The organism is Verrucomicrobiota bacterium (assembly GCA_019247695.1).
In the GTDB taxonomy this organism is placed as follows: domain Bacteria; phylum Verrucomicrobiota; class Verrucomicrobiia; order Chthoniobacterales; family JAFAMB01; genus JAFBAP01.
This window is the reverse complement of the sequence record JAFBAP010000094.1, coordinates 1-15,610: the sequence shown is the minus strand read 5'-3', so window position 1 is coordinate 15,610 and position 15,610 is coordinate 1. Positions and strand designations below refer to the sequence as shown.

Annotated in this window: 13 protein-coding genes; 8 read left to right on the top strand and 5 right to left on the bottom strand. The window is 60.8% G+C overall.

Annotated elements, in window-relative coordinates:
* Nucleotides 1-54: 54 nt before the first annotated feature.
* The 3 genes from JO015_10520 (at nt 55) to pepF (ending at nt 4,898) form a co-directional block, all read left to right on the top strand.
* A complete protein-coding gene (locus JO015_10520; GenBank protein ID MBV9999533.1) occupies nt 55-2,013 on the top strand; it encodes a DUF4912 domain-containing protein in 1,959 nt (652 codons plus the stop codon).
* Nucleotides 2,014-2,099: 86 nt separating this feature from the next.
* Nucleotides 2,100-2,999 (top strand): tyrosine recombinase XerC, encoded by a 900-nt coding sequence (locus JO015_10515; protein MBV9999532.1) that lies wholly within the window; start codon nt 2,100-2,102, stop codon nt 2,997-2,999.
* An 81-nt stretch (nt 3,000-3,080) separates the two neighbouring features.
* Nucleotides 3,081-4,898 (top strand): oligoendopeptidase F, encoded by a 1,818-nt coding sequence (gene pepF, locus JO015_10510; GenBank protein MBV9999531.1) that lies wholly within the window; start codon nt 3,081-3,083, stop codon nt 4,896-4,898.
* A 584-nt stretch (nt 4,899-5,482) separates the two neighbouring features.
* On the opposite strand, the gene ilvC is transcribed toward pepF, so the two are convergent.
* Nucleotides 5,483-6,508, bottom strand: coding sequence for a ketol-acid reductoisomerase (gene ilvC / locus JO015_10505; GenBank protein ID MBV9999530.1), 1,026 nt, complete (start codon nt 6,506-6,508; stop codon nt 5,483-5,485).
* 42 nt (nt 6,509-6,550) lie between these two features.
* Entirely contained in the window at nt 6,551-7,027 is a 477-nt protein-coding gene (gene ilvN, locus JO015_10500; GenBank protein ID MBV9999529.1) for an acetolactate synthase small subunit, read from the bottom strand.
* Nucleotides 7,028-7,456: 429 nt separating this feature from the next.
* Between ilvN and JO015_10495 the strand changes: the two genes are divergently transcribed.
* The 3 genes from JO015_10495 (at nt 7,457) to JO015_10485 (ending at nt 9,497) form a co-directional block, all read left to right on the top strand.
* A complete protein-coding gene (locus tag JO015_10495) occupies nt 7,457-8,041 on the top strand; it encodes an HAD family phosphatase (protein MBV9999528.1) in 585 nt (194 codons plus the stop codon).
* Nucleotides 8,042-8,159: 118 nt separating this feature from the next.
* Nucleotides 8,160-8,807: a PAS domain-containing protein gene (locus JO015_10490; GenBank protein ID MBV9999527.1), complete on the top strand. Its 648-nt coding sequence runs from the start codon at nt 8,160-8,162 to the stop codon at nt 8,805-8,807.
* A gap of 12 nt (nt 8,808-8,819) precedes the next feature.
* On the top strand, nt 8,820-9,497 hold the full coding sequence (locus JO015_10485; GenBank protein ID MBV9999526.1) for a PAS domain-containing protein: 678 nt from the start codon (nt 8,820-8,822) through the stop codon (nt 9,495-9,497).
* Between the two features lie 5 nt (nt 9,498-9,502).
* Here JO015_10485 and JO015_10480 read toward each other — a convergent pair whose 3' ends face one another.
* Nucleotides 9,503-10,522, bottom strand: a complete 1,020-nt coding sequence (locus tag JO015_10480) for a D-alanyl-D-alanine carboxypeptidase (GenBank protein MBV9999525.1) — start codon at nt 10,520-10,522, stop codon at nt 9,503-9,505.
* Between the two features lie 96 nt (nt 10,523-10,618).
* Here JO015_10480 and JO015_10475 point away from each other — a divergent pair, with 96 nt between their 5' ends.
* Nucleotides 10,619-11,125 (top strand): hypothetical protein, encoded by a 507-nt coding sequence (locus tag JO015_10475; protein MBV9999524.1) that lies wholly within the window; start codon nt 10,619-10,621, stop codon nt 11,123-11,125.
* A gap of 39 nt (nt 11,126-11,164) precedes the next feature.
* Here the strand turns inward: JO015_10475 and JO015_10470 are convergent, their stop codons facing one another.
* Together JO015_10470 and JO015_10465 are read right to left on the bottom strand one after the other, a co-directional pair.
* On the bottom strand, nt 11,165-12,427 hold the full coding sequence (locus JO015_10470) for an AMP-binding protein (GenBank protein ID MBV9999523.1): 1,263 nt from the start codon (nt 12,425-12,427) through the stop codon (nt 11,165-11,167).
* Nucleotides 12,428-12,689: 262 nt separating this feature from the next.
* Nucleotides 12,690-14,843, bottom strand: a complete 2,154-nt coding sequence (locus JO015_10465) for a S9 family peptidase (protein MBV9999522.1) — start codon at nt 14,841-14,843, stop codon at nt 12,690-12,692.
* 101 nt (nt 14,844-14,944) lie between these two features.
* Here JO015_10465 and secG point away from each other — a divergent pair.
* Nucleotides 14,945-15,610: preprotein translocase subunit SecG (gene secG / locus JO015_10460; protein MBV9999521.1), on the top strand; the 666-nt coding region annotated here is incomplete at its 3' end.

Below are 15,610 nucleotides of genomic sequence, written 5' to 3'. Positions count from 1 at the left end.
AATGCCCGCACTCTTGCGGGTGCGAGGCCCCCGGCGCGCTTTATAATAATGACTATGAGCGAACAAACAACCAACACCCCGAAAGACTTCCGAGTAGCTTCAGACCCGGTGTTGGCATACGCCAGGTCCGAGGAGCCGAGCCAATACGTTCCGGCGACTGACCCTGCTACCCGTCCGGAGTTCGAGAACCTCGGCGAACTTCCCGCGCGGTATGACCAGATGTATTTGATCGCCCGGGATCCGCATTGGCTGTTTACTTATTGGGATTTCGATTACGCGCAGTTTCCGGCTAACCGTCACCTGGTGTTGCAGGTTTTTTGCGACGGCAACCTTGAGACGACGATCGATATCAACGAGTTGGCACGCAACTGGTACATCCCCGTGCAGCGGGCCGATGCGTCGTACCGGGTCGTTTTCGGCTATCGCGACCAGGCGGGTACGTGGCATGAGGTGGCCGGAGCCGGGCCGGCGAGAACGCCTCCTGAATCGCTCAGCTCGGATTGGAACTCTGAATTCGCCACGGTCCCCTTTCACCTCAGCTTCAATTTGCTGCTGGACGTGATCGAGGCCGCCCGCGTTTCCGGCGAACCGTTGATCAAGGCGTTGGGAGATCTCGAGCGCGCCGCCTTGAAGGCCGGCGGCGGTTCTTCCGAACGGCATACCGGTCAGGTCAAAATCCTCGAAGCGCTCTTGGGTAAAGACCTGCTCGAGCGGCTTTTCTCTTTGAGTTCAGGCGTCCTAAGCTCAAGCGAAATCACCGCGTACATCCGGCGCGAACTTGAAAACAAGCTCGACTCGGGGGCGGCCAGCGAATTGCTGGCGCGCGGGCGGCTGGCCGAGATGCTCGCGCCCGGTGAGACCAGCCTGTTCAGCCATTTCCTGAAAGCCGCCGTTGCCACCGAGCTCTCCAGCGCTGGGGTAAGCAGTTTCGGCGCACAGACCTCCAGTGCCGAGGTGACCAGTTTCGGCGCACAAACCTCCAGTGCCGAGGTGACCAGCTTCGGCGCACAAACCTCCGGTGCCGAGGTGACCAGCTTCGGCGCACAAACCTCCAGCGCGGGAGTAACCAGTTTCGGCGCGGAGACCTCCAGCGCGGAAGTGAGCAGTTTCGGCGCGGAGACCTCCAGTGCGGAAGTGAGCAGCTTCGGCCTGGAAACCTCGAGCGCGGGGGTCAGCAGCTTCGGCCTGGAGACTTCGAGCGCCCAGCTTTCTTCCTTCGGCTTGGCGAGTGAATCGCTCTCTTCTCTCGGCCTGAGCAGTGAATCACTATCCTCGCTGGGGTTGAGCCGTGAGGTGTTATCCTCGTTTGGCCTCACCAGCGAGACTTTGTCCTCGCTGGGTCTGAGCAGTGAAATCTTGTCTTCTCTCGGCGTGAGCAGCGAGTCGCTCTCGAGTTGGCAACAGGAAGTGCTTCAAAGCCTCGGCGGCGTCGAGAGCAGCGGCGCGCTGGCGAGTTTCGGCGAAATCTTTTCCAGCCTGGAGCTGTTGAGTTCGCTGGGTTCAGAATCTTTGCTGTCCTGGGAAAAGGCCCTCCTGCTGGGCGGCGGTTCGGAATTCTTGTCGTTGAGCTCCGAAACCCTGAGTTCGGGTGCGTTCGGTTCGGAAAGCCAGGCCCTCTGGAGCGGCCTGGAATCCAGTTTCTCGAGCTGGTCGGAACTCTGGTCTGAGTCGAGCTTGTTCAGCGGCATAGGCGCCAGCTGGGGCGAACAGCCGTACGGCGAGCGCGGTTTCTTCATGCACGTGAACGCCGAAGTCATCTTTTACGGCGGCACGGATCCGCGCGCCAAGGTCTTCATTGCCGGCCAACCCGTCCAGCTTAACCCTGACGGCACCTTCCGGTACCACTTCAAGTTTCCGGACCAGGAATTCGAGATCCCGATCATCGCGATTTCACCGGACAACGTTGAAGCCCGGACGGCGATCCTCTCGTTTCGCCGCACGACCCAGCGCCAGGGCGACGTGGGCGCAACCGTGCAGCCGGCGCACCTGACCAACCCGATGGGCGCGAAGTAAGCGTCGTTCTGACTTACTTAAATCCAGGATGTAAAAAAAATCAGCAGGCGACCCCCACTGGGAGGGTCGCCGCGTTTCCGGCGTGCATGGCTCACCAAAAAAAGGATCGCTTGCTTGACCGCTACCTGCAGCACCTTGAGGTCGAAAAGAATGCCTCCCCCCGTACCATCACGGCCTACCGCCATGCCTTGAACCGCTTTAAGCAGTTCGCCGGCGATGAAGTCTCCTGGCACACGGCCACCCCGGCCCATTTTCGTGCTTTCCTGCTGAATTGCATGCAGGAAGACATGGCGCGCTCCTACGTCCGGCTGACGTTTGCGGCGCTCCGCAGCTTTTACCGGTACCTGCGTGAACGGGCAGGGTTTACTGAGAACCCGCTCAACCAGGTGCAACTGCCGAAGATGGAGAAGAAATTGCCGGTGATCCTTTCCGTCAAACAGGTGGACAACCTGCTGGCCAAACCTACGGCCGCCGAACGGAAAAACCAGGCGCCGCCCTGGGCGGCAACCCGCGACGCGGCGATTCTTGAACTGTTCTACAGCAGCGGGCTGCGTCTGAGCGAACTGGTGGCGCTCGACGTGGCGGACGTTGACCTCTACACCGAATCGGTCCGGGTTTTTGGTAAAGGCAGGAAGGAACGCATCGTGCCGGTCGGCCAGGCCGCCCTCACCGCCATCCAGAAATACCGTCAGGCGGCCAGCGTTCACACCGGGCCGCTGTTCATCAGTAAGCTTCGCAAACGGATCTCGGCGCGTTCGGTCTGGTTGTTGCTGAAGAAATACCTGGCGGAAACGGGCATCCCGTTGAAAATTTCTCCCCACAAGTTGCGTCACAGTTTTGCGACGCACCTGCTCGACAACGGCGCAGACCTTCGCAGCGTCCAGTCTTTACTCGGGCACGCTAACCTTTCGACCACCCAGATTTACACCCACGTCACGGCGGCCCGGTTGAAGGCGGCCTACGATCAGGCGCACCCAAGGGCTTGAACCGAGGCATTCATCGCTCCACGTTGGCACCGGCCGGGACCCGCCCGGGTATCGCGGCGGGCTCGCCTTGCTTTTTTTTGTATGACGACGACGACCAACATTGCCCAGATCCCCACCCGAGCCGACATCCCCGCCGAAGACACCTGGGACCTTTCCCGATTATTCGCGGATGAGGCCGAGTACCGCCAAAGGCTGGAGACGTTAAAGGCCATCTACCCGCAACTGGTAGAAAAGAAGGGCACGCTCGGCCGCTCGGCGCAGGACCTGCGGACTGTCCTGGAGCTCGAAAAGGAAATCGATCTTCTCTCGGAACGGTTGGGACATTACGTTTCGCTCAAGAATGCTGAGGACAGCTCCAACACGGCGAACCTCGCGCGAAAGGCTGAACTCTCCAACTTGTTCACCCGAATCCGTGAAGCGACGGCGTTTATCACTCCGGAGATCCAGCAGATTCCCGATGAGACATTCACGGCCTTTCTGCAGGATCCGGTCCTGGACGAATGGCGAGCCGCCCTGGAAAAGATCCGCCGGTTCCGCCCGCACACCCTTTCCGAGGCGGAGGAACGCATCCTGGCCTCAGGCTCGACGGCGATCCGCGGTCATGCGGAAACGTTTTCGCAGCTGACGAACGTCGACATGAAGTTCGGCGTGCTCACCGATGCGGAGGGCCGGACGATTGCCCTGTCGCAAAGCAACTACATCGCCCTGCTGCACCAGCCCGACCGTTCCTTGCGCCGCAATGCCTTCGAACAGTTTTACCAGGAGTTTCAGGATCACCAGTACACCCTGGCATCCGCCCTGGCTTCTTCCGTGCGGGCGGACGTGTTCTATGCCCGGGTTCGGCGCTACCCGTCGGCCCGCGCCGCCTCACTTTTCGCCGACAATATTCCCGGCGGCGTCTATGACAATCTCATCGAGACGGTACGCAAACACCTGACGGTCCTGCACGAGTACTATGATCTGCGCAAGCAGCTGCTGAAGCTCAACGAAGTCCATCAGTACGACACCTTCGTCCCCCTGGTTCCCGCCGTGAAAGGGCGGCACACGTTCGACGAAGCCATTGACCTCGTGTGCGGTGCGCTTACCCCTTTGGGACCGGAATACGTCGAGGTGCTCCGGAACGGCCTGAAAAGCCGTTGGGTGGACCGGTATGAGAGCAAAGGCAAACGCAGCGGCGCGTTTTCTTCCTCCAGCTACGGCAACCCGCCTTACATCCTGATGAACTACAAGCCCGAGGTGTTCTCGGATGTTTTTACCCTGGCGCACGAGGCCGGGCATTCGATGCACACGTGGCTGGCGCAAAAACATCAGCGGTTCCAGGACTACGGTTATCCCATCTTCCTGGCCGAGGTGGCTTCGACCTTCAACGAGGAACTGCTCACCCATTACATGCTCGAACGGGCCGAAGACCCACCCCTGCGCGCCTACCTGCTCGACCGCCAGGTCGAGGACATCCGGGGCACCTTCTTCCGGCAGACCATGTTTGCCGAGTTTGAGAAAAGAATCCATCAGATCGAAGAGGAAGGGGGCCCGCTGACCCTCGAGACTTTTACCTCGGTTTACCATGAACTGTTGGCCGACTATTTCGGTCCCCGGTTCACATTGGACCCGCAGCTTGACCTGGAATGCCTGCGCATTCCCCATTTCTACTCGGCCTTCTACGTGTATAAATATGCCACGGGCATTGCCGCCGCGATCAGCCTGGCCCACCGCGTACGCCAGGACGGCCCGTCTGCCGTCGAAGCTTACCTCGGGTTTCTCAAGTCCGGAGGGCTGCGCTACCCGCTGGACACCTTGCGGGCTGCCGGCGTTGACATGGAAACACCCGAACCAATCGAGCAAGTCGTTGACCTGTTCGGCCGGCGCGTCCAGGAACTTCGCCAATTGCTGCTCAGTTAGGGTGCCGGGGCGATCATGGGGGAGAACCGCCCATGTCAACCCTGTAATTCTTCTTTCCGCCGTGGTCGCCGTGGCTCTCCGTGTTCGCCGTGTGAACTCTTACGTTGTGCCCGCCCAACCCGCTGTGCCCACCGTGTGACCGTGTGAACTCTTACGTTGTGCCCGCCCAACCCGCTGTGCCCACCGTGTGACCCCCTGCCCTGACCCAAATCCCAGGGTCCGGGCGCGTTGCGGATCGGGCATTTCCCGTGGACCGGTTTGAGAACTCAAGTACATTCGGCACTCAGGATGGCGTTCAGGGCCGGGGGAACAGAGATTTACCCACACCAACGTAAGCAGTAGTAACGCTGTTATGGACAACAGGCGCTGGAAACAGGTGCCACGGAGGTTCCCAGACGAACCTTCCCACGTCAATACACCCGTAGACCTTAGCCCGGAATTCCTCTTCCGGCTTGCGTCTCAGATTGAGGATCGTCTCGCCCGTTCGGCTCAGAAGGAGCTGGTCACCCTAGGCCGGTTGCGATCGCGGTCGCGATACATCGAGTAAGGCAGTAAGGCACCCGCGGCCGCGGCCGCCGCGCCCGTCAATAGTTGGCTTGAGCGCCCTTAAGATTTTTCTTCGCGATCCAGGGCATCAGCGAACGGAGACGCTGGCCGACTTTTTCGATCGGATGAACTTCTCCTTCCTTGAGCAGCCGCTTGTACTCAGGCAGCCCCGCGTCATACTCCCCGATCCAGCCTTTGGCGAACTTGCCTGACTGGATGTCCTTGAGCGCCTTTGCCATTTTTTTCTTCACCGACGCATCCACGATTTTCGGTCCGACCGAAACGTCTCCCCATTTGGCCGTCTCTGAAATCGAGAAGCGCATCCCGGCGATGCCCGACTCGTACATCAGGTCCACGATCAGCTTCAATTCGTGCAGGCACTCGAAATAGGCCATCTCCGGCTGGTAACCGGCTTCCACCAGCACCTCAAAACCGTTCTTGACCAGCGAGGTCAGCCCGCCGCAAAGCACCGTTTGCTCCCCGAAGAGGTCGGTTTCCGTTTCCTCTTTGAACGTGGTCTCCAGCACGCCCGCCCGGGTCGCGCCGATTCCTTTCGCCCAGGCCAGCGCCGTTTTCTTGGCCTGTTTGCTCGGGTTTTGATGAACCGCGATCAGGGCCGGGACCCCTTTGTTCTCGACGTACTGCCGCCGCACGATGTGACCCGGCCCTTTTGGAGCAACCATCGCCACGTCGGTGCCGGCCGGTATGCTGATCGTGTTGAAGTGAACTGCGAACCCGTGACTGAACAGGAGCGTCTTGCCGTCCGCCAGCTTGGGCGCAACCTCCTTCTCATAAATCGTCCGGATCTTAAGGTCCGGCGTGGCAAAGAGAATCACATCGGCCGCTTCAACTACCTCCGAAACCGGCCGCACCTCAAACCCCTTCTCCTTCGCGGCCGGGATAGATTTACTCTCAGGATAGAGGCCGACGAGAACCTCGACGCCGCTATCCTTCAGATTAAGCGCGTGGGCGTGTCCTTGTGACCCGAACCCGAGGACCGCACAACGCTTCTTCTGCAGGTGCGCCAGGTCCGCGTCTTTATCGGTGTAAACTTTTGCTGCCATATAAACAGTTTAAAAATCAAAGGGGAAAATGGTTCGCTTCATTCATTCGACGCGGGCCAGGGCCACCTTGCCAGTCCGCGTTAAATCGCTGATGCCGAAGTTCTCCATCAGCTTCAGAAATTTGCTGATCTTACTCTCGTTACCCGTAACCTCAATGGCCAGCCCGCGAGGCTGGACATCAACGATCTTCGCTCGGAAAATGTCGCAGATCTGCATGACCTCGGCCCGGGTGTTCGAGTCGGTGTTGACCCGCAACATCACCAGCTCGCGGTCGACGTATTCACCATCCCGAAAATCCTGGATCTGGATCACGTCGACGAGCTTGTTGAGCTGCTTGGTCACCTGCTCAAGCACCGTATCGTCTCCCCGTACCACGATCGTCATACGCGAGGTAGAAGCATCAGTGGTCGGCGCGACATTTAAACTATCGATGTTAAATCCGCGTCCGCTGAACATTCCCGCGACTCGGGCTAAGACCCCAAAGCGGTTTTCGACCAGGACGGATATGGTATGGCGCATAAGCAGGGCTGCAACCATCCGGCGATCAAGCGCAAAATCAATAAAAAAGAAGTTCGGGGTTCGGCGTTCGGGGTTCGGCGTTCGGAGGCAGCAATCATCCGCAGAACACGCAGAAGAACGCAGAAAAGAAAAAACATCCACAGATTACACAGATTGACACAGATTAAGGTCACACGGCGGGCACGGCGATTTGGCGGGCACGGCGACAGAGTTCACACGGCGGGCCACGGCGAACACGGCGGAAAGACAGGAATCATCCGCAGAACACGCAGAACACGCAGAAAAAGATTACCAGACCCGGCGCCTCTTCATTTGTGGCATTCTCTGCCGCTCCGAACGCCGAACGCCGAACGCCGAGCCCCGAACTTCTTCCCGCTGTGCCCGCCGCGTGACTCGACACTCGCCACCCGACGCTCGACACTCCTCTCCATGGCGATCTTCAATGCTCCAATCAAGGAATACGCCGGTTACATTTTTGACCTGGATGGAACCCTGGCCCACTCCATGCCCGTGCATTACCGGGCCTGGCTGCAGGCGATCACACCTTTCGGTGCCACGATGTCGGAGGATCTTTTCTACAGCCTGGGCGGTTATCCCACCCGGCGGATCATCGAAATCCTGAATGAACGTTGCGGCACCAGCATGGACCCGGACCTGGTGGCCGACCAGAAAGAGGCGTTTTACGTGGAGGCCATCACGACGATGCAGGCCATCGAAGAGGTCGCCGAGTTTGCCCGCCGGGTGGTGGCGCGCGCAAAAGTGGCGATTGCCTCGGGCGGCACCCTGCCGGTCGTCGAGCGCACCCTGGCGGCAATCGGCTTCAAGGACTTTTTCCCTGTGATCCTCACCAGCGAACAGGTCGAGCGCGGAAAACCGTTCCCGGACATGTTTCTGGAGGCGGCCCGGCGCATGCAGGTAGAGCCGAAGACTTGCCTGGTAATAGAAGATAGTACGGCGGGAATCAAAGCCGCCGAAGCCGCCGGAATGGACCACGTTCTCGTGGGCCGCCCCTGATCGAACCTTCGGCGTAACATTTTTTGCGTCTGCACCGGGCAGACGCTTCGTATCCCCGGCATAGGCCAGGTGTGGTGTTGCTCCGGCAACGCGGCGCTGAGCCGGAATCGTTCCAAACGTGAAACATCACCAGACTGCTGCTTCTGTCCCAGTTAGCCCGCAGGAATCGGAGCTGACTCTGGCCAAGGCCATCTGTTACGCCTTGGGTGGCTTCTCGGAATCCGAACGTTTGAAGGTTGAAGTGGAGATGGAACGTGACGTTCGCTTGCAACGGGAAACTGTCCGTCGCCTGGAAACGGCCGCAGACAGTTTCCTTTTCGAACCGGACGAGGACGCGCCGGCCCCGAGCCCCGGCGTTAAAGCACGATTGTTCAGGTCGATTGATGCACTCAGCGGCTTGGAGACCTTTATGGCCCGGTTTGCGGCGGCCTCGGATGATTGCATTGTCATCACCGACACGGATAGCCATATCACCTGGGCGAATGCCGCGTTTTCAAGGATGTGCGGTTATACCCTGGGCGAACTCCAGGGCAAAAGGCCCGGCCAGCTCCTTCACGGTTCGCGGACCGGCGCCCGTGTGCTGCGCCGTTTGCGGAAAGCCATCCGGTCGCGAAAAATCCGAACCGAAGAAGTGATAAATTATCATAAAGACGGGCATCCTTACTGGGTGCGCTTGACCATTTGCCCGATCGTGGATACCGAAGGTAAGGCGCGCGGCTTCATTTCGATCGAAAAGGAGTTGGTTTCGAAACCGGTACCTCGATAGCCGGTGTGCCGCATGCCGCAATTTCCGAATACGATGGATGGAGAGAAGTTGTCTCAGACTGAGGCTGAAGGGATTTCAGAGGAGCTGCAAACCCAGGCCTGCCTATACGTTGCAGGTGCGATGACGGCAGAGGAACGGGCTGAGTACGAAGCTTTGCTCGAGCGGCAGCCGGCCTTGTTAGCCTATACCACTGAACTGCAGGAAGTAGCTGCCGCCGTCCAGTTGGCGTCACTTCCTCCCGTGCAAAGCCCGCCCCCGGAGCTGAAAGGGCGGATCTTGCAGTCGATTGAGGCGAAACTTGAGATCGAACGATTTGTAAGCGCCTATTTGCAGGACCCGTCGGAAGCCGCCGTCCTCACCGATGCCGCCGGGTTCGTGCGGTGGGTTAATCCTGCCTTTACCTGCATGTGCGGCTTTACCCTGGACGAATTGCGCGGCCGTAAACCCGGCTCCATGCTGCAAGGTAAATTAACTGATCCGGGCGGCGTTTCCCGGCTCCGGCAAGCCATCCTGGCCGGAACGCCGTGCCGCGAGGAACTGATTAACTACCACAAGGACGGTCACCCGTATTGGGCGGCAATCGCGATCAGTCCGCTTCTGGGACCGGACGGCGCCCCGCGCGGCTTTATGGCGATCGAAGCCGAGCTTAAAGACCGGCCGGTTCCGGTTGATATTGATGTTGATGTTTAAGCGCCTCAGGGACCGACGTTAAAGAAGCCGGAACGCTGCCCGAGCCCCCACATCAACAAGCGTTCGGCATCATCGAACAACATGCGGTGCGTTCCGCCCAACTGCACCAGGATAACGTCTTTGTTCCCATCGGAAGCGCTTGAGATCAGGCAGCGGCCGCTCACGCCCGTGTAACCGGTTTTCATCCCGGTAAACATGGTTGAACGCAGCAAGAGCTTATTCGTGGCGTCAAAATAACGTTGGCGGCCCGAGGGGTAGGTGAATCTTAAGCCGGGCATGCGCATAAACTGGCGCAGGGTCGAATTGCGATAAGCCGAGTAAGCGATCCGCGCCATGTTGCGGGCGGTCGAGAACTGGCCCGGGACCGGCAACCCGTTTGGATTAACAAAACGGCTCTCGGTCGCACCCAGCGCATTGGCTTTGGCGTTCATCCGTTCGGCGAACTGGGCGATGCTGCCCGCGTCGTTTCGGGCCAGGCAAACGGCGGCATCGTTGCAGCTGTGGACCAGCATCGCAGCAAGCAACTGGCGGCGCGTATAAGCTTCTCCCGGCGCAAAGCCCAGTTTGGTCGGTTCCACCCGGCAATCTTCCGGCGCCACCCGCACGTAGCGGTCCAGACTCCCGTGCTCCGCCACCAGCAACGCCGTAAGCAGCTTCTGGGTGCTGGCCACCGGCCGCCGCACATCGGGATCTTTAGAATAAAGCACCTGGCCCGTGTGCGCATCGATCATCATCGCTGAAGCAGCCACGGTATCCGGGGCCTCCACCGGGTAATGCCTCAATCCCTCGATACCCGGCGGATCGACCGCGACCGTATTGAACGGCAGCAACCGGATGGGTGGCGCGGCCGCCAACCCGGGTTCCTGAACCTGGGAGGCGACCGCGGCCGGCGGCGACACCACCAACTCTGCGCGCGGCGCCGGCCGGTCAACCGACTGCGCCGGCAGGCCGCTCGGTCCGGCCAGCAAAAGCAAGAAAAAGTTCCCGGCAAACAGAACGAGACGTAAGCGCTGGTTGCACTGCACGGCCAAGTTTTAGACTACAAATCCGCGCTACGCAAATCCTCCCGGCCAAACGCTAAAATCTACCCAAATCAAGGCCGGATCACTATCATGCGGGCCATGACGCCCCGTCTGGTCCGGCTCGGCTTACCTTTGGCGCTGCTGCTCCTCATCCTGGCCGGCTGCACCACGACGCGCCGGCTGCCCGCCTACGAGCCGCCCCTGAAACGGAGCCAGTTCATGAAGGTCCGGACCACGGCCTACACGCATACCGAAAGCGATCACCTGCGCTACACAAACCACAGCGCGGTCGGCAATATCCTGACCCGCGGCCCGGTCCGCAGTGCCGCCGCCGATTGGGCGCGCTGGCCGGCCGGTACCCGGTTCCTGCTCCTTGCAACCGGCCAGGTCTACGAAATCGACGATTACGGATGGGCGTTGTCGGGACGCAACACCATCGACCTCTACTGCCCGTCACGCGGCGAAATGAACAGTTGGGGCGTCCGGCACGTCACCATCGAGATCCTGCGCTGGGGTGATCCCTGGCGTTGCTACCACATTCTCAAACCCCGTGAGCGCCACGCCCACGTCCGGCGCATGCTCTCGGAAATCAGGAGGTTTTATTAGTAACGGGTAACGCGTAGCGGGTGGCGGGTGGTGGTGCCTTCACTTCGCCGCCATGCGCCCGAGAACCTGCAGGTTGCCGTCCTCAACGAAGCCCCCCAGGTCTCCGGTCCGGAAATAGCGGCGTCCATCCTCCAGCACCACGAATTTTTCCGCGTTGAGATCGGGCCGGTACAGGTAACCGTCGCACAGGGATCGACCGGCGATGAGAATCTGACCCTGATCAGGCCGGCCGCCGGGAATGGGCTCGAGCGTGACGTAGGTGCGATCAATCGGCTTGCCGGCCGGCGGCAGGGCCGGCCAGTCCACCGGCGAACCGCCCATCTCGTAATCGGTTACCGCGTTCGTCTCGCTCGGGCCGTACTGATTACGCAGCGTGCAGGGCGCCAGCAGGACAAACATCCGCCGGATCTGGGGGGTGATGCGCAGTTGCTCACCGAAGGTTATCACCTCGCGCAAGCGGCACGGTCCATCCACCACCGCGGCTAATTGCAGCAGACCCGCAGCGGGAACGAACAGGCGCTCGACCTGCTTTGCCTTGATCAGATTCCACACCCCTTTAGGATCACGGCGCTGCGCCTCGTCCATCAGCACGAGCGTGCCGCCCGCGCTTAAGGTGCTGAAGATTTCCTGGAACGCGAGATCCGAGCTGAGCGGGGCGAGCTGCAGGGTACGCGCCGGCCTCGGCAAGGCGCGTTCATGCCAACGCAGCAGATTGACCAGAGCGCGATGCGGCATGACCACCCCTTTCGGGAGTCCGTTCGGACTGGGGGTATACATCAGGTAAGCAGGCGCATCCTCTTGGGCCGGACAGGACGACGTACCTCCTCCCGTGGGGCCATGCACGAGCACGTCCGCCAGCATTTTCCGGCCGGATACGGCGGCCAACATGTGGCTGGCCGTCGCGGAAGTCAGGATGAACGAGGTCAGCGCATCCCGGCAAACGAGCTGAATGTGTTTGGCCGTATCGGTGGCATCAATGGGCAGACAGGCGGCCCCGGCTTTCAATACGCCCAGCACCGCTGCAATCTGTGCGACCGAACGCGGCAGGCAAATCCCCACGAAGTGTCCGGGACAAACCCCGGCCTCGACCAGGGCGTGGGCGATGCCCTCAGCCTGGCGGTTAAGTTCGTGATAGCTTACCACCCTGGAACCCGCGATCACGCTGGCTCGTTTTCCGTCCACCAGAACCCAGCGCTCGAATGCGGTCTGCGCCATGACGGGCGCGTCACTGGTCCGAAGATCCTCCTCAGGCGAGAGTTGACCGTTGGGGTCGAAAGCGTTGTCGATAAGCGGCGAATTCATAATGCACGACGGTGTACGTCTTCGATGATTGTTGTAACCCGGCGCAACTGTCTGGAAAAGCACAGAGCCGTCGCATGATTATAATCAAGTGTGTGATTATGGATATTATGTGACGCCCCTCCGCGCTTAAGGTTACCCCGAACTCTCTCCTCTTCCCGCCGTGGTCGCCGTGGCCCGCCGTGTTCGCCGTGTGAACTCTTACGTTGTGCCCGCCAAACCCGCTGTGCCCGCCGTGTGACCGACCCCCGCCACCCGTTACCCGTCACTCGCTCCCCGTTACCCGTTCCCACATAAACGCCAGGACATCGCTCTGTTCGTCGATAAACTTTGTGAGGGGTCGACCGCCGCCGTGCCCCGCCCTGGTTTCGACCCGGATCAACACCGGGTTTGCGCATCCCTGGGCGGCCTGCAGCGCCGCCGCAAACTTAAACGAATGCGCCGGCACGACCCGGTCATCATGATCAGCCGTTGTGATCAAGGTCGACGGGTAGCAGGCGCCCGGTTTGATATTGTGCAACGGGGAATACCTGAACAGGTAGGTGAACCCGCCCGGATCGTCCGAGACGCCGTAATCCGGTTCCCAGGCCCAGCCGATCGTGAATTTCTGGTAGCGCAACATGTCCATCACCCCCACTTGCGCCACGGCGGCACCGAACAATTCGGGGCGTTGGACCACCGCGGCGCCGACCAGCAAGCCCCCATTTGATCCCCCTATAATGGCCAGCTTCGCCGGGTTTGTGTAGCCCTCGGCGATCAGCGTTTCCGCAGCGGCATAAAAGTCATCAAAGACATTTTGCTTGCGGTCGCGGGTCCCGGCCAGGTGCCATGCCTGGCCGTATTCGCCCCCACCCCTCAGGTTAGGCTGGGCGAAAATGCCTCCCTTCTCCACCCACGCGAGCAAGACGGTCGAAAACTCGGGCGTTCGCGAAATGTTAAACCCGCCGTAGCCCGTGAGGTAAACGGGATTACTGCCGTCGAGTTTTATACCCTTGGAGTGGACGATGAACATCGGCACCCGGGTCCCGTCTTTCGAATGGTAAAAAATCTGCCTGGTCTCGAACCTGCCCGGATCAAAATCGATGCCGGGCCGGTGAAAGACTTCGTTTTTGCCCGTGGCGAGGTCGTATCGATAGACGGTGGTCGGGTAAAGGAAAGAGGTAAACGAATAAAAGAGTTCCGTCCGGCCCGGTTTGCCGGCCAATTCCCTTATCGTGCCGAGCGATGGCAGCGGAATGTCGCCTTCCGGTTTACCATCGAGGCCCGCGATCCGGAGCTGGTGTTTGGCATCCACCAGGTAAACCAAAACCAGCTTGCCGCCGGCCAGCAGCGCTCGCTCCAGTCTGTCGCCCATTTCCGGCACCAGGTCCGTCATGACGCCGGTCACGCCCGTCGTGCCGGTCGCGTCCGCCGGGCTCGGCGTTGGCGTCCCCAGCGCGACGGAGACGATTTTGGACCTGGGCGCATCCTGATTGGTGAGGAGCAGGAGCCGTTGATCAACTACCCCGAGCGGACGGTATTCGGCCGTAAATTGGTCAATCACGGGTTGGAACGGCCGGTCAAGGTCAGGGTTCAGCGGATCTCCCAGGTCTTTGACGTACAACAGATTATAGTTGTCGGCCCCGTGCTGGATCTGAACGATAAGGTAACGGCCGTCTTCAGTCGTGCTCGCCTCGAACAGCCAGTCGGGATGTTCCGGCGCATCCAGGATCAACCGGTCTTTCTCCTGCGGATCTCCCAGGCGATGGTAATAAAACTTCTGGTTTCGTACCGGCATTTCTCCTTTACCCGGCTCCGGCGCCGGAAACCGCGCATAGAAAAAGCCCCGGTGATCGTTGGTCCAGCTGGCTTCGGTAAACTTGAGCCCGTGCAGCGCATCGGGCCGGTCCCGCCCGGTTTCCACCTCGCGCACGCGCATCTCGGCCCAGTCGGAGCCGCTGGTCGAGAGCATGTACGCCAGCAGGCGGCCGTCACGGCTGGGGGCGATTTCCGTCAACGCCACCGTGCCGTCGGCCGACAGCGTGTTCGGATCGAGCAGCGGCCGGGGTTCTTCCTGCAGGCTCGTGGTCGTAAGCAGGACGCTTTGGTTTTGCAGCCCGGTGTTGCGCAGGAAGAAATAGCGGTCCCCTTCATGCACCGGCGCCGAGAACCGTTCAAAGTCCAGCAGCCGGGTCAGGCGTGCGTTGAACCGGTCTCGCGCGGGCAACCGGCCCAGGTAAGCAAACGTCAGTTCATTCTGGTCTTCAATCCAGGTTTTAACCTCGCTGCAATCGGCGTCCTCGAGCCACCGGTAAGGATCAGGCACTTTCGTCCCGTGATAATCATCGATGACATCATCCTTGCGGGTTACCGGGTAGCGCAACGGTTCGGCGGCAAAGGTTGACCCGACCGCACAAGCCAGCAAGAGACGCCAAAACATAGCTGCCTCGCTTATGCTCAGTACACCCGGGGTGTGGCAAACCCCAAATCACGCCCGCGCTTTACAACTCCCGACCGGCGGCACATATTCCGCCCCTTGCTATGTGGCTGTCGATCCTGATCCCGATTCTCCTGACGATTCTCGTGATTGTCTGTCTGCTCCTGATGCTGGTCGTCCTGATGCAGCGGCCGAAGAGCGAAGGCCTGGGAGCGGCGTTCGGATCCGGCATGACCGAAAACATCTTCGGCGCGCAAACCACCTCGGTGCTGACCAAGGCGACGTCGTACCTGGGGGGAACCCTTTTTGCCATCACCCTTTTGCTGACGATCCTGACCGCCCGCCAGGGTACCGCCCGGCGTGAAGGACTGCTCGAGAGCGAAGCGCGTACGGCCAAGCCGGTTCCGAGCGCGAGCGCACCGGCGGGAGCCGGCGCGGCCGTGACCGCCTCGCCGGCGGCTTCCGCTGTGAAGGCCCCGGCCGGGGCGGCTCCGGTCGCCAATGCTTCCGCCTCGCCGGCGGAAGCGGCGCCTCCCGCCGCCGCGGCCTCAGCTGTCGCGGCGTCACCTGCCCCGGCCGCTACCGTGGCCGCCTCACCGGAGGCGGTTCCTTCCCCTGCTACGGCCGCTTCTGCCTCTGCCTCTGCGGCCGGCACCAGTAGTCCTGAAGTTCCGGCATCGCCTGCCGTTTCACCCTCCCCTGCCGCAGCCGAAAGCGCTGCGCCTACCCCGGCTCCCAGCGCCGGCCTAAGCCCGGCGGCGCCGACCCCC